Annotated in this window: 17 protein-coding genes and 1 pseudogene; 10 read left to right on the top strand and 8 right to left on the bottom strand. The window is 60.6% G+C overall.

Annotation, left to right across the window (positions count from 1 at the left end):
* Positions 1-46 precede the first annotated feature (46 nt).
* Positions 47-1,774: a gamma-glutamyltransferase gene (ggt, locus tag AC193Q_RS03425; protein ID WP_121184813.1), complete on the bottom strand. Its 1,728-nt coding sequence runs from the start codon at positions 1,772-1,774 to the stop codon at positions 47-49.
* 150 nt (positions 1,775-1,924) lie between these two features.
* On the opposite strand from ggt, the gene AC193Q_RS03420 reads away from it, so the two are divergent.
* Positions 1,925-2,440 (top strand): methylated-DNA--[protein]-cysteine S-methyltransferase, encoded by a 516-nt coding sequence (locus AC193Q_RS03420; protein WP_121184811.1) that lies wholly within the window; start codon positions 1,925-1,927, stop codon positions 2,438-2,440.
* 83 nt (positions 2,441-2,523) lie between these two features.
* Here the strand turns inward: AC193Q_RS03420 and AC193Q_RS03415 are convergent, their stop codons facing one another.
* From AC193Q_RS03415 to AC193Q_RS03400, 4 genes and pseudogenes are all read right to left on the bottom strand, one after another.
* Positions 2,524-3,111, bottom strand: coding sequence for an NUDIX domain-containing protein (locus AC193Q_RS03415; RefSeq protein WP_121184809.1), 588 nt, complete (start codon positions 3,109-3,111; stop codon positions 2,524-2,526).
* Positions 3,112-3,242: 131 nt separating this feature from the next.
* Positions 3,243-4,265, bottom strand: a pseudogene (locus AC193Q_RS03410) (chitinase); the annotation flags it as partial.
* 40 nt (positions 4,266-4,305) lie between these two features.
* Complete coding sequence (locus AC193Q_RS03405) at positions 4,306-4,941, bottom strand: lytic polysaccharide monooxygenase auxiliary activity family 9 protein (protein ID WP_047295087.1); 636 nt, start codon at positions 4,939-4,941, stop codon at positions 4,306-4,308.
* Positions 4,942-5,163: 222 nt separating this feature from the next.
* A complete protein-coding gene (locus AC193Q_RS03400; RefSeq protein ID WP_041074240.1) occupies positions 5,164-5,601 on the bottom strand; it encodes a hemerythrin domain-containing protein in 438 nt (145 codons plus the stop codon).
* A gap of 147 nt (positions 5,602-5,748) precedes the next feature.
* On the opposite strand from AC193Q_RS03400, the gene AC193Q_RS03395 reads away from it, so the two are divergent.
* Positions 5,749-6,174, top strand: a complete 426-nt coding sequence (locus tag AC193Q_RS03395) for a GNAT family N-acetyltransferase (protein ID WP_095666935.1) — start codon at positions 5,749-5,751, stop codon at positions 6,172-6,174.
* 93 nt (positions 6,175-6,267) lie between these two features.
* On the opposite strand, the gene AC193Q_RS03390 is transcribed toward AC193Q_RS03395, so the two are convergent.
* A complete protein-coding gene (locus tag AC193Q_RS03390; protein WP_041074236.1) occupies positions 6,268-6,618 on the bottom strand; it encodes a hypothetical protein in 351 nt (116 codons plus the stop codon).
* 134 nt (positions 6,619-6,752) lie between these two features.
* Here AC193Q_RS03390 and AC193Q_RS03385 point away from each other — a divergent pair, with 134 nt between their 5' ends.
* The 8 genes from AC193Q_RS03385 to AC193Q_RS03350 all read left to right on the top strand — a co-directional run bounded on the left by AC193Q_RS03385 (position 6,753) and on the right by AC193Q_RS03350 (position 11,514).
* A complete protein-coding gene (locus tag AC193Q_RS03385; RefSeq protein ID WP_121184805.1) occupies positions 6,753-7,082 on the top strand; it encodes a DUF6388 family protein in 330 nt (109 codons plus the stop codon).
* A 25-nt stretch (positions 7,083-7,107) separates the two neighbouring features.
* Positions 7,108-7,812: a YoaK family protein gene (locus AC193Q_RS03380; protein WP_047295093.1), complete on the top strand. Its 705-nt coding sequence runs from the start codon at positions 7,108-7,110 to the stop codon at positions 7,810-7,812.
* 235 nt (positions 7,813-8,047) lie between these two features.
* Complete coding sequence (gene tusD / locus AC193Q_RS03375; RefSeq protein ID WP_121187732.1) at positions 8,048-8,440, top strand: sulfurtransferase complex subunit TusD; 393 nt, start codon at positions 8,048-8,050, stop codon at positions 8,438-8,440.
* 1 nt (position 8,441) lies between these two features.
* Positions 8,442-8,798: a sulfurtransferase complex subunit TusC gene (tusC, locus tag AC193Q_RS03370; RefSeq protein ID WP_047295096.1), complete on the top strand. Its 357-nt coding sequence runs from the start codon at positions 8,442-8,444 to the stop codon at positions 8,796-8,798.
* Entirely contained in the window at positions 8,798-9,091 is a 294-nt protein-coding gene (gene tusB / locus AC193Q_RS03365) for a sulfurtransferase complex subunit TusB (protein WP_121184803.1), read from the top strand. Before tusC ends, tusB begins: the two co-directional genes overlap by 1 nt.
* Positions 9,088-9,423, top strand: coding sequence for a TusE/DsrC/DsvC family sulfur relay protein (locus AC193Q_RS03360; protein WP_121184801.1), 336 nt, complete (start codon positions 9,088-9,090; stop codon positions 9,421-9,423). The genes tusB and AC193Q_RS03360 overlap by 4 nt, the downstream gene beginning before the upstream one ends.
* Entirely contained in the window at positions 9,420-10,421 is a 1,002-nt protein-coding gene (locus tag AC193Q_RS03355) for a glycosyl transferase family protein (protein ID WP_121184799.1), read from the top strand. Before AC193Q_RS03360 ends, AC193Q_RS03355 begins: the two co-directional genes overlap by 4 nt.
* A gap of 91 nt (positions 10,422-10,512) precedes the next feature.
* The gene (locus AC193Q_RS03350) at positions 10,513-11,514 is read left to right on the top strand and encodes a glutathione S-transferase family protein (RefSeq protein ID WP_121184797.1); all 1,002 of its coding nucleotides are present in this window, start codon (positions 10,513-10,515) and stop codon (positions 11,512-11,514) included.
* Positions 11,515-11,646: 132 nt separating this feature from the next.
* Here AC193Q_RS03350 and cysG read toward each other — a convergent pair whose 3' ends face one another.
* Both cysG and serS read right to left on the bottom strand, forming a co-directional pair.
* Positions 11,647-13,041, bottom strand: coding sequence for a siroheme synthase CysG (gene cysG, locus AC193Q_RS03345; protein WP_121184795.1), 1,395 nt, complete (start codon positions 13,039-13,041; stop codon positions 11,647-11,649).
* A complete protein-coding gene (gene serS, locus AC193Q_RS03340; protein WP_003223852.1) occupies positions 13,042-14,322 on the bottom strand; it encodes a serine--tRNA ligase in 1,281 nt (426 codons plus the stop codon).
* Between the last annotated feature and the right edge of the window lie 6 nt (positions 14,323-14,328).

Below are 14,328 nucleotides of genomic sequence, written 5' to 3'. Positions count from 1 at the left end.
ACGTTGAAACCGGGGCGGAGCAGCGCCCGCCCCCTTTTTACCCCTGTCAGTAGCCTAGTGACAATCCAGTATTGCGTCGTGGATCGTTGGCCCCGTAGAAGCGGTTTTTGCCCACTGGCTTACCGCCCAGCGACGGTGCGCCGACCAGGATCGCGGCGATGTGGTTGGCGTCCTGCGGCCCGGCGAACTTGTGGCCCCAGCTCTCGAGGAGCTTCTTCGTATCGGGGCTGGCCGCGAAGTCTTCGAGGTTGGTTTCCTCAGGCATCCATTGCTGGTGGAAACGCGGCGCGTCCACCGCTTCCTGCAGGCCCATGCCATAGTCGATGACGTTGAGCATGGTCAGCAAGGTCGCAGTGATGATGCGGCTGCCACCCGGCGTACCGACCACCATCACCACTTTGCCGTCCTTGGTGACGATGGTCGGGCTCATCGACGACAGCGGAGTTTTGCCCGGAGCGATGGCATTGGCCTCGCCTTGCACCAGACCGTACATGTTCGGCACGCCGACCTTGGAGGTGAAGTCGTCCATTTCGTCGTTGAGGATCACCCCGGTCTTGCTCGCCATCACCCCGGCGCCGAACCAGTCGTTGAGGGTGTAGGTGACCGACACCGCGTTGCCCCACTTGTCGACGATCGAATAGTGCGTGGTGTTGTTGCCTTCATGGGGCGCGACGCCGGGTTTCAGTTCGGCGGAGATTCCGGCCTTCTGCGGCTGGATCGCGTTGCGCAGCTTGGTCGCGTAGTTCTTGTCCAGCAGATGCTCGATCGGATTCTTCACAAAATCCGGGTCGCCCAGATAGCTGTTGCGGTCCACGTAAGCGTGGCGCATCGCTTCGATCTGGTAGTGCATGCCCTGGGCCGAATGGAAGCCCAGGTCCTTCATCGGATAGCCTTCGAGAATGTTCATGATCTCGCAGATCACCACCCCGCCGGAGCTTGGCGGTGGCGCCGAAACCACGTGGTAGCCGCGGTAATCGCACTCCACCGGGGCCAGTTCGCGGGTCTTGTATTTGTCGAGGTCGGCCTGGGTGATGATGCCCTTGTTGGCCTGACTGGAAGTGACAATGGCGTCGGCCACCCAGCCCTTATAGAAACCGTCAGCGCCTTTTTCCGAAATGGTGCGCAGGGTTTTCGCCAGATCCTTCTGCACCAGTTTCTGCCCGACCTGCATCGGTTCGCCGTTGTGCAGGAAGATCGAGCCGGAATCACGCAGGTCCTTCTTGAATACATCGGTGGCGTAGTCCAGCAAATCGACGTCGCCCTGCTCCAGTTCGAAACCGTCTTCCGCCAGTTTGATCGCCGGGGCGATCATGTCCTTGCGCGGCTTGGTCCCGTACTTGCTCAGCGCCAGCTCCATGCCCGACACGGTGCCGGGCACCGCCACGGCGAGGTGACCGCGGGTGCTCAGGTCCGGGACGACGTTGCCGTCCTTGTCCAGGTACATGTTGGCGGTCGCCGCCAGCGGGGCTTTTTCGCGGAAGTCGAGGAAGGTCTTGCGCCCGTCCGCCAGTTGAATGGTCATGAAACCGCCACCGCCGAGGTTGCCTGCCGCGGGATACACCACCGCCAGCGCATAGCCCACAGCGACTGCCGCATCCACCGCGTTACCGCCACTTTTCAACACATCGACGCCGACATGGGAGGCCAGGTGTTGGGCAGTGACCACCATGCCGTTCTCGGCGGCAACCGGGGCCACGGAAGCGGCGTGAGCCATCAGGCAGCTCAGTGCCAGTGAAGTCGCGATCAGCGTTTTGGCCAAAGGTTCGTACTTCATGAGTCGATCTCTTTTTTGTTTTTGGGTTCTGTGCAGAGCAGAAGGGAACGCTGCAAAAGCACCAAGCAGTATGGTCGCTATTGCGATTTGCGCCTCCCCGATCAGCCAGTATGCTGGACGCCTTCGCCACGCAGATCCGGAGTTCTGCCCATGCCCTACACGTTCATCACCCTGCCCTCACCGGTCGGCGAACTGAAGCTGGTTGCGAACGGCGCACGACTGGCGGCCATCCTCTGGGAAAACGACAAACCGGGCCGGGTGCGCCTTGGTCCGATGAGCGCAGCACCGGATAATCCGCTGTTGCAACGAACCGCACAGCAGCTTGAAGAATACTTTGCCGGCAAGCGTGATCGCTTCGACCTGGAGCTGGACTTTGTCGGCACCGATTTTCAGAAAAAGGTCTGGGCAGCGTTGCTGACCATTCCGTTTGGCGAAACCCGTACCTACAGCCAGATCGCCGAGCAGATCGGTCACCCGACAGCCGTGCGTGCGGTGGGAGCGGCGAATGGGCGCAATCCCATTTCGATTGTGGCGCCGTGCCATCGGGTGATTGGCGCATCGGGGAAGTTGACCGGATTTGCGGGTGGGCTTGAGGCCAAAGAGCGGTTGCTCGTGCTGGAGGGTGGTAACTGGTCGGCGGTGGGCAGGACTGGGGATTTGTTTTAGCAGATCAAAAGATCGCAGCCTGCGGCAGCTCCTACACAGGTGGAGCAATGTCGGAGCTGCAGCAGGCTGCGATCTTTGCTTTCTCAGGCAAATAGGTTATTCATCGCCGCGTACTGCAACAGCATGATGGTCTTGGCATCGCAGATCTCACCACGGTGGAACGCCGCCAAGGCCTCATCGAAGCGCCATTCCAGCACGTCCAGTTCTTCGGTTTCTTCTTCCAGGCCGCCGCCCTCACTGACCTTCGATTTCGCGTCGTACTCGGCGATGAAGAAGTGCAGTTTCTCGGTCACCGAACCGGGGCTCATGTAAGCCTCGAACACCTTCTTCACGTCGTGAACACGGTAACCGGTCTCCTCTTCGGCTTCGTCACGGATTCGCTGCTCGGGTGACGCACCTTCCAGCAGACCTGCCGCCACTTCGATCAACAAGCCGTCGTGGCCGTTGACGAATACCGGCAAACGGAATTGGCGTGTCAGCACCACGGTGCGCTGTTCGCGGTTGAACAACAGGATCGCCGCACCATTGCCCCGGTCGTAGACCTCGCGCGTCTGCCGCTGCCAGTCGCCGTTGTTGCGCAGGTAGTCAAAGGTGATCTTCTGCAACAGGTACCAGTCGTGGGACAACACCTGAGTGTCGACGATGTTGACCCGCTCGGCTGTCTTGATCATGACGCCTGATCCTTTGTCATCGGAAAACGCCCATAGTCGATTAATCGCGCCCACAAAAAAAGCCCGGCAGCGCTACCGGGCTTCTTTACCTGCGATTAACGGGCGATGCGCGACAACGCATCATCCGTTTCCTGCGCCGCTGTTCGAGCGCTGTGAATCAGCGGTCCATAACGCCGGCTGAACTCCCAGTTGTACGGCAGGCGATCCTTGCTGACGCCGTTGTCCCAGTTCACCGACCAGGTCATCAGGCCCTTGATCGGCAGCCCCTTGATCGCCAGACGCTTGAGCGCATTGCCCACGGCGGTGCTGTCGATCACATAACCGGTGGCAGCGGCATCGACGTTGGCCGGCAGGCCGATGACGAACTTGTCCGCCGGGATTCTGGTGAAGCCCCGGGTACCGGTCACCAAACTTTCGGTCAGGTAATAGAGGAAATCCTCTTTCAGCGCGTCGTTGTTCTGCGCGATCCACGCGCCATTGCCATTATTGGCTTCCGGTACCCAGACCCCGTCGCCGCCCTGGTTGTAGAACTGCGGCGCGATGAAGTCGTAATAGCCTTCCAGCGCCTGCAGGTAACCGACGTATTTGCCGTTGGTGGTCAGGTACGGAAACTCCGGGGCCATGCTGATGATGAAATGCTTGCCCTGGCCTGCGTAGTGATCCTTGACCAGCTTCAGCGCGGCCGGCAACACGGTCTTGTTGGCAGCGAAATCAATCGCGCTCTGTTCAAGATCGATGTCCAGCCCGTCAAAGCCATAGGTTTCCACCAGACGGATGATTTCATTGGCCAACGGCTGTTCCTGGCCGCTGCGCAATTCGATGTGTGCATCGGCGCCGCCCAGGGAGATCAGTACCGCCCGCCCCTGGCTGTTGAGTACGCCGACCTGGCGCCGGAACTCGGCATCGGAGACGTTGTACGGTTTGAAGGTCGGAATCCCGCTGCCCTTCATGAACGCCACCGCGACCACGTTGTACTCCTTGGGCACCGCCTCCAGAGCGATCTCGGCAAAGCGGCCCTGGCGGTAGCCGTCACTCGGGCCGGCCGGCCAGTTGTGCCAGAAACCCATGAGAATTTTCCTGCCGGCGATGCTCGGCATCAGTGAAGCCGCGTCGGCGGCCTGACTGTGCATTAACGAAAAGTCGATATTTGACATGTTCTAATCCTTCAGAACCTGTGGGTTGAGCGTTTCGCCGTTATTTGAAGTCGACGTCGAACGCCTGATAGAACGCGTTACCGGTGTTGGCGACAATCCACATCAACACGATGACGTGACGACCCTTTTTGCTGGCCGGCAACTTCACCGAATGATTGACCTTGGCCTTCAATTCCCCCGGATAGCTGTAATACGGCACTTGAGTGTAGAAGTCTTCGGCGAAAGGCTGCGCCTCGAGTTGTGCACGGGAAATACGCTGTTTCGGATCCCAGCCATCCTTGGTGATCATCCAGCGATAGCCACGGGTAGTGTGTGGCGCGGTGTATTCCCACTTCACTTCCAGGGTCTGGCCCGGGGTGACGCTGAGCAGCGGCCAGTTGAACGGACGGTTGAGCTTTTTGCTCATTTCCTCGTCGGTGAAGTTCACACAGTCACGGGCATCGGTCTTGCCACCGCTGAGAATGTAACCGTCGGCGGGTGGTGTGACGCTGTCGCTGTCACTGCCATAGGGCGCAGGAAAAGGTCCTGCGGTCAGCGCCGGGAAGTTCTTGCCACCTTCCATTTCGTTGACCTGCCAGGCACCGAGCAATCCTTGCTCGATGGCGACCGCACCGCGGCTGGCTGGAGAGGTAACGCGACCGTGTCGCAGCTGGGTTTGAGCTTGTGGTTGATTCATGTTTTTCACTCCGTTGATTTAAGAACTCTCCTGTCCGAGGAGAGGCCTTCAAGCTAACGGAGGTGGTTTTTTTGTCCATCGGCGGTTTTGTCGCAGGCAATCGGCGTCTCCAGTGGAAAACGCCGCAAATACTGGATGAATATACAGTCAATTGCGACAACGCCCACCTGACGCATGGCTAAAGACCTACACGCCGACACAGCAAAAACCCGCATTCATCACTCACTCCAGTTGTGCCTGGTATTCCTTTTCGTATTGCCCGGCGAGCTGTTCCTTTTGCTTGTCGTCGAGCAACTTGCCGGCCATCTGGAAGAATTTCTGCTCCTCCTCCTTGAGATGGTGATGAACCTTGTCGGAAAGTTTTTTTGCAGTGGCCAGCCACGCCGGGCTGGACATCTCGGTCTCATCCAGTTCTTCCATCATCTCGTCCATTTCATGGTGTTCCGAGATCGCGTGACGACTGAGATCGACGCCGTTGTCGAACTCCATCAGCGGAATGTAGAAGTGGCGTTCTTCGGCGGTCTCATGCGCCTGCAGTTCGGCCTTGAGCTGTTTGTAGGCTTCAACACGCTCCGGAGTATCACCGCTGGTTTCGACCAGAGCTTTGGCGTAATTGCGCTGACGGTCGTGGCTTTCGCGAAGGGCTTCGAAAATATTCATGGGGGGTCCTCATCAACCGCGTTCGAAATGACGCTGTAGAAGCTAGACCCCGACGCAACAGCGGCGGTTCCAAAGGGATGAGCAAGGACTTGGAAAGCGCCCGCCGGGCAGGATAGGCTGCGCGTTCACCTCACAAGGAAGTTGCGCATGACGTTGCGAATCGAGCTGTCGCAGAACCCTACGGAAGAACAGCGCAAGGCTATCCTCGAGCCGTTGATTGCGTACAACGACGCCCGGACCGGGGGCTCCACGTCGGAACCGTTCGCCCTGCTGGTGCGCGATGAACAGGACGCGATACTCGGCGGTTTGTATGGCCGGGTGATTTTCCAGTGGATGTACATCGAGTTGCTTTGCGTCCCGGAACAGGGTCGCGGACAGCGCATCGGCTCGGAACTGATGGCCATGGCGGAAAATCTGGCCAAGGAAAAGAACTGCCTGGGCATCTGGCTGGACACCTTCGATTTTCAGGCGCCGGCGTTCTACAAGAAGCTGGGATTCAGCCAGTTTGGCGAGATCGTTGATTACCCGCCGGGGCATAGCCGGCATTATTTCCAGAAGCGCTTGAAGGATTGAACCTCAAGGGCCCTTCGCGAGCAGGCTCGCTTCCACAATGGAATCAGTGGGAGCGAGCCTGCTCGCGAAGACGGCAGTCGCGTCAACACACGATCAAAGACAGGTCGCCAACCCCGCCAAACGCCGCTTGGCGACAAAATCATCCTTCTGCACGTAGTAATTGAGCACCGTCCCCGACGCATCGCTGGTCACGTCGACAAACGATTCCGCCGAACGGGTATACACCGTCGAGCCGCCCTTCTTGCCCGGTTGCAGATACGCGCCGGCGTCCACGCCAAACACCGCCTCGTCCTGCCAGGCGAATTGCACGCACTGGGCCACGACTTTCTCGGGCTTGTCCGAGGTCAGAACCTTGTAAGGGGCTTTGGTGCGAGAATCGTCCATCACCGAGCCCGCGCAGCCCGCCAGCACGGTCGCAGCCAGCGCTACCATCAGAATTCGCATTGCATTCGCTCATTCAGAAAAAAGCGGACTGTATCATCGCAACCGGCAAAATCGTTCTGCTTTACTGCATTTATAGCGCGACACACGCCGGCCGCTCCGGCACCCTAGGGTCATCAGCCTGACAAGGAATACACATGGCGCCCACCGACCAGCGACATGAACAAGCCCTGAAACTGTTTCTCGACGCGCGCCCCGAATTGCGCGAAACCCTCGATCACCTCAACCCGCTGCAGGCCCAGGCCAAGGGTGAAACCTTGGCGCAGTATCGTGAAGAACGCCTGCACGAAGCCTTCGAGGCTGAGGCGGAGAATCAAGGCCTGTTCGCTTGGGAGCTGACCTTGCAGCTCACGGCGCAAACGCCCGGGGAGTACCAGGCTCAGCGCATGGAGGTGCATCGCGAAGTGGCGGAAATGGCTCACATGAGCTGGGCCGATTACTGCGATCTGTACGGGTTGGAACCTTAACCGCCACTCAAGGATATCGTCACCGATGCTACCCTCCACTTCGACTCACCGCGCCACGTCCGGGCATTTGCATCGGCAGAAATGGCGTGGGCGTATCGGTCTGGCACTGGTGGCCAGTCTGTCCGTGCTGGCAGGCATGACCGATGCTATCGGCTTCATGGCCAGCGGCGATTTCGTTTCCTTCATGAGCGGCAACACCACGCGGCTGGCGGTGGCGATCAGTGACGGCGACCTCGGCCTGACGCTGCGCCTGGTCATTCTCGTCGTCACGTTCGTGATCGGTAACGCCTTGGGCATCGTGATCGGTCGCCTCAGTGGTCGGCGCACACTGCCCTTGCTGCTGTGCATCGCCACCCTGCTGTGCTTCGCGGCCGCGTGGCCGTATGACGCGCAACTGCCGGCGCTGCTGGCGGCGATCATCGCGATGGGCATGCTTAACGCGGCGGTCGAGGAAGTGAATGGTCTGCCGGTCGGCCTGACCTATGTGACCGGCGCGCTATCGCGGTTCGGCCGTGGACTCGGCCGCTGGATGCTCGGCGAACGCCGTAACGGCTGGCGGGTGCAACTGGTGCCATGGAGCGGGATGTTCATCGGCGCGATTCTCGGCGCAGTGCTGGAACATCATTTCGGGCTTCGGGCGCTGTTCGCCAGCGGCTTGCTGGCGGCGGCGCTCGGTGTGCTGTCGCTGAGCATTCCGCGGCGCTGGCAACTGGGCTATATGCCGCGCTGATCGAGGCCTCACTCCCCCCTGTAGGAGCTGTCGAGTGAAACGAGGCTGCGATCTCTTGATCTTGCTTGTAAAGATCAAGAGATCGCAGCGTGCCGCAGCTCCTACATGGATTCGCACTATGACCGATAGCAGCAGGCGGACAGTTATTCCCGCGCAATCGGTGTGTGCAACTTGGGTTTCGCGGCTGCCTTCATAAAGCTTTATCATGGCCGCAGTTTTGCTGATCGAGTCCGTCATGAAGTTCGCCATTGCGCTGTTTTCCGCCGCCCATGCGCCCTCCTCGCGCCGTGCCCTGCTGTTTGCTCAAGCGGCGCTGGCTGGTGGGCATGAGATTGTCCGGTTGTTTTTCTATCAGGACGGCGTCTACAACGCCTCCGACGCAGTGGTCACCCCGCAGGACGAACTGGACCTGCCCAAACAGTGGCGTGCGTTCATCACCGAGCAACAACTGGACGGCGTGGTATGCATTGCCGCCGCCCTGCGTCGTGGCGTACTGAATGACGAAGAGGCCAGGCGTTATCAGCGTGATGCCGTTGCGGTCAGTGCGCCGTGGGAGTTGTCCGGCCTCGGCCAGTTGCACGATGCGGTGCAGGACGTCGATCGACTGATCTGTTTCGGAGGTGCGTGAGATGGCCAAATCCCTGTTGATCATCAGCCGCCAGTCGCCATGGTCCGGCCCCGGCGCCCGCGAGGCGCTGGACATCGTGCTGGCCGGCGGCGCGTTCGATCTGCCGATCGGCCTGCTGTTTCTCGATGACGGCGTACTGCAACTGGCCGCCGGACAGAACGCCAAGGCCCTGCAACAGAAAGACCTGAGCGCCAACCTGCAGGCGCTGCCGATGTTCGGTGTCGAAGAACTGTTCTACTGCACTGACAGCGCCAGCGCCCGTGGCCTGAGCACGCTGTCGCTGGACGAAGCGCAGCCGCTCGGCGCCAGCGAAATCACCGCCCTTATTGACCGTTACGACCAGGTGATCACCCTCTGATGTCGACTTTGCATGTGTTGTCTCATTCCCCGTTCGGCGACGAACGCCTGAACAGTTGCCTGCGCGTGATCGGCGCTGCCGACGCCTTGCTGTTGTCCGGTGACGCGGTGTATGCCCTGCAACCCGGCACCGCGCCATTCGCCACGCTGAACGAGCGCCGGGTCAAGCTGTTCGCCCTCGCCGAAGACCTGCAGGCCCGCGCCATCGTTGCTCCCGACTGGGCCGAGGCCATCGACTATCCAGCGTTCGTCGAACTGTCGATCCGCCACGACAAGGTCAACAGCTGGCTATGAACTCGATGAATGTCGGCGCCCGCGCCATCGATCTGGACAAGGACGGCTTTCTGGTCGACCTCGACGACTGGTCCCATGACGTCGCCAGCGCCCTTGCCGCTGCCGAGGACATCGAACTGACTGCCGAACACTGGGAAATCCTCGAACTGCTGCGCAACTTCTACGCGGAATTTCAGCTATCGCCAGCCACCCGTCCATTGATCAAATACACCGCACTCAAACTCGGCCCGGACAAAGGCAACAGCCTGCACCTGAACCGATTGTTCAAAGGCACCCCTGCCAAACTCGCCGCGAAACTGGCGGGCCTGCCCAAACCGACGAATTGCCTATGACCGACTTTCCAGCGCTGACCCTCGAAACGCCCGCCGAGCACCCGTTCGCGCAGTTCGTGCGAATCCTTGGCAAGGGCAAACGCGGCGCACGCGACCTGACCCGTGAAGAGGCCCGGGAAGCCATGGGCATGGTGCTCGACGACAAGGTCGAAGACACCCAGCTCGGAGCCTTTCTGATGCTGCTGCGGCACAAGGAAGAAAGCGCCGAGGAAATGGCCGGTTTCACCGAGGCCCTGCGCGAGCGCCTGGCAGCGCCAACGCTGAATGTCGATCTGGACTGGCCGACCTATGCCGGCAAGAAGCGCCACCTGCCGTGGTACCTGCTGGCGGCCAAGTGCCTGGCGCAGAACGGCGTGCGCATCTTCATGCACGGCGGCGGCGCGCATACCGCCGGGCGTCTGTATACCGAACAACTGCTTGGCGTGCTGGACATCCCGCTGTGCCGCACGTGGCAGCAGGTCGGCAACGCGCTGGACAACGGCGGCCTGGCGTTCATGCCGCTGATGGACTGGGCGCCGCAGTTGCAGAAGATGATCGACCTGCGCAACACCATGGGCCTGCGCTCGCCGATCCATTCGCTGGCACGGATCCTCAATCCACTACGCGCCCGTTGTGGCCTGCAAAGTATTTTTCATCCGGGCTATCAAGCGGTGCATCGCGAGGCCAGCGGTCTGCTTGGCGACACGGCAATCGTGGTCAAGGGCGATGGCGGCGAGATCGAGATCAACCCAGATGCCGACAGCCATCTGTACGGCACCAAGGGCGGCGAGAGCTGGGACGAAGAATGGCCGCAACTGTCGAGCCAGCGCCACGTCAAACCGGCCTCGCTGGACGTTGAACATCTCAAAGCGGTGTGGCGTGGCGACGTGGTCGACAGCTATCCACACATGGCCCTGATCTCGACCATGGCCCTGGCCCTGCGTGGTCTCGGTCAAAGCCGCGAGCAAGCCTTTGAAACCGCCGAGCAATACTGGGCCGCGCGCAACAAATCGATTTAACCGATCATAGACGCCCGATCTTTGCGCTTTTTGTTCGAACTCATCGGAATAGACTCGGCTCCAACACTTATTGGATTCAGGAGTCTTGATCATGGGTTTACTCGTCGATGGCCACTGGCAGGACAAGTGGTATGAAAGCAGCAAGGACGGCGCCTTCCAGCGCGAACAGGCGCAACGTCGCCACTGGGTCACCGCTGACGGCCAGCCCGGGCCGAGCGGTGAAGGCGGTTTCGCCGCCGAAGCCGGGCGCTATCACCTCTATGTATCGCTCGCCTGCCCGTGGGCGCACCGCACGTTGATCCTGCGCAAGCTCAAAGGTCTGGAAAGCCTGATCGACGTGTCCGTGGTCAGCTGGCTGATGCTGGAAAACGGCTGGACCTTCGACAAGACGCTTGGCTCGACCGGCGACAAGCTCGATCATTTTGACTTCATGCACCAGCGCTACACCGCCGACACCCCGGATTACACCGGGCGCGTCACCGTGCCGGTGTTGTGGGACAAGAAACTCAAGCGCATTGTCAGCAACGAGTCGGCGGAAATCATCCGCATGTTCAACAGCGCCTTCGATGGCCTGACCGGTAACGAGCTGGACTTCTACCCGGCACCGTTACGTGGCGAGATCGATGCACTGAACGAGCGGATTTATCCGGCGGTGAACAACGGCGTGTATCGCGCCGGGTTCGCCACCTCGCAACACGCCTACGAAGAGGCGTTCGATGAAGTGTTTGCCGAACTGGATCATCTGGAGCGAGTGCTGGGCGCCAATCGTTACCTGACTGGCGAATACCTGACTGAAGCAGACGTGCGTCTTTTCACCACGATGATTCGCTTCGATGCGGTGTACCACGGGCACTTCAAGTGCAATCTGCGGCGGATTGCCGATTACCCGAACCTGTCGAACTGGCTGCGTGAGCTGTATCAGTGGCCGGGGATTGGCGAGACCGTGGATTTTCAGCACATCAAGAACCACTACTACGGCAGCCACAAGACCATCAATCCCACGGGGATTGTGCCGAAGGGGCCAGAGCAGGACTTCAGCGTGGCGCATGATCGGGAGCGTTTGGCTGGCAAAGGGGTCTGGCGCAGGGGCTGAGATTTTTATTGCTTTTGAGAGCCCCATCGCTGGCAAGCCAGCTCCCACAGGGATTTTGGTGATGCTGAAGATTGCAGTTTCAACTCAAAAACCTGTGGGAGCTGGCTTGCCAGCGATGGGGTCAATTCGATTTTAGACCTGCGCCTGAGCCCCTTCGAACCACGCCAGCTTCTCGCGCAGCTGCACCACTTCACCGACGATCACCAGCGTCGGCGCATGCACTTCATGCTCCGCCACCAGGCGCGGCAGGTCCGCCAGCGTCCCGGTAAAGACCCGCTGATTGACCGTGGTGCCCTGCTGGATCAACGCTGCAGGGGTGTCCGCGCGGCGACCGTGTTTGATCAACTGCTCGCAGATCACCGGCAAGCCCACCAGGCCCATGTAGAACACCAGCGTCTGCGCCGGGGCGACGAGGTCGGCCCATGGCAGGTCGGTGGAGCCGTCTTTCAGGTGACCGGTGACGAAGCGCACTGACTGCGCGTAATCGCGATGGGTCAACGGAATCCCGGCATAGGCCGCGCAACCGCTGGCTGCCGTGATCCCCGGCACCACCTGGAACGGAATGCCGTGGGCCGCCAGCTCTTCGATCTCTTCACCGCCGCGACCGAAGATGAACGGGTCACCGCCCTTCAAGCGCACCACCCGCTTACCGGCCTTGGCCAGGTCCACCAGTTGCTGGTTGATCTGGTCCTGCGGAACCGCATGGTCGGAGCGACGCTTGCCGACGTAGACACGCTCGGCATCGCGACGGCACAGCTCAAGAATCGCCGGTGCGACCAAGCGGTCGTACAGCACCACGTCGGCTTGCTGCATCAAGCGCAAGGCACGGAAGGTCAGCAGGTCCGGATCGCCCGGTCCGGCGCCCACCAGATACACCTCACCGGTGGTGATGTCCGCCTCGCCATCAATCTTGGCCTGCAACAGACGCTCGGCCTCGGCGCCCTGCCCGGCCAGTTGCCGGTCGGCAATCGGGCCCTGGAACACGTCTTCCCAGAACCCGCGACGCTGCTGCACATCCGGCAACAGGTTTTTCACCTGATTGCGGAAACGTGCGGCAAGGCCGGCCAACTGGCCGTAAGTCGAAGGAATCCAGGTTTCGATCTTGGCGCGAATCAGCCGCGCCAGCACTGGCGCATCGCCGCCGCTGGACACCGCGATGATCAGCGGCGAGCGATCGACGATCGCCGGGAAGATCACGCTGCACAACTGCGGCGCGTCAACCACATTGACCGGCACGCAACGTCGATGGGCATCGCTGGAGACCTGGGCGTTGAGCGTTTCATCGTCGGTGGCGGCGATGATCAGGCCGCAGCCGTCCAGATCCGCTTCCACATAACCACGCAACAGGCATTCACCACCGCTGGCAGTGACCAGTTCGCGCAGTTGCGCTTCGATTTCAGGTGCGACCACCCGCAGCAGCGCACCGGCATCGGCCAGCAGGCGGGATTTGCGCAAGGCAATTTCCCCCCCACCGACCACCAACACACGACTGCCGCGCAGGTTGTGAAACAGCGGCAGATATTTCATTTAGCCGATGACCTCAAGGCCACCCATGTACGGTTTCAGTACGTCCGGCACGCGGATCGAACCGTCGGCCTGCTGGTAGTTTTCCAGCACGGCAACCAGTGTACGACCGACCGCCAGGCCGGAACCGTTCAGGGTGTGTACCAGTTCAGGCTTGCCGGTTTCCGGGTTACGGAAACGCGCTTGCATACGGCGGGCCTGGAAGTCGCCGCAGTTGGAACACGAGGAAATTTCGCGGTACTTGTCCTGGCTCGGAATCCACACTTCCAGGTCGTAGGTCTTCACGGCGCTGAAGCCCATGTCGCCGGTGCACAGCGCCAGGGTGCGATAAGGCAGACCCAGCAGCTGCAGGACTTTTTCGGCGTTGGCGGTCAGGCCTTCCAGCGCTTCCATCGAGGTCGACGGCTCGACGATCTGGACCATCTCGACTTTGTCGAACTGGTGCTGACGGATCATCCCGCGAGTGTCACGACCCGATGCGCCGGCTTCGCTGCGGAAGCACGGAGTGTGGGCGACGAACTTGATCGGCAGCAGTTTCGAATCGACGATTTCACCGGCCACGATGTTGGTCAGCGACACTTCAGCAGTCGGGATCAGGTACAGATCGGCTTCGCCTTCGCGAGCGATCTTGAACAGGTCTTCTTCGAACTTCGGCAACTGACCGGTGCCTTGCAGCGCCGGAGCCTGAACCAGATAAGGCGTGTAGGCCTCTTCGTAGCCATGCTCGTTGACATGCAGGTTGATCATGAACTGCGCCAGGGCGCGATGCAGGCGAGCAATCGGACCACGCAGCAAGGCGAAACGGGCGCCGGAGAGCTTGGCGGCGGTCTCGAAGTCCAGCCAGCCGAACTTCTCGCCCAGCGCAACGTGGTCTTTCACTTCGAAATCGAACTGCGTCGGCGTGCCCCAGCGGCGCACTTCGACGTTGTCGTCTTCGTCTTTGCCGACCGGTACCGATTCGTGCGGCAGGTTGGGGATACCCAGCAGGATCGAGTCCAGTTCGGTCTGGATCGCGTCCAGCTCGACTTTACCGGCACTCAGCTCGCCCGCCATGCGCTCGACGTCCGCCATCAGCGGCGCGATGTCTTCGCCGCGCTGCTTGGCCTGTCCGATGGATTTGGAACGCGCGTTACGCTCAGCCTGCAGTGCTTCGGTGCGGGTCTGGACGGTCTTGCGCTGTTCTTCCAGCGCTTCGATGCGCGCGGTATCCAGGGCAAAGCCACGGGAAGCCAGGCGGTCCGCTACGTCCTGAAGGTTGCTACGTAACAGTTTGGAATCGAGCATGTCGGT

This window comes from Pseudomonas sp. F2 (assembly GCF_057174385.1).
The sequence above is the reverse complement of the archived record's forward strand: the minus strand, read 5'-3'. Positions and strand labels throughout refer to the sequence as shown.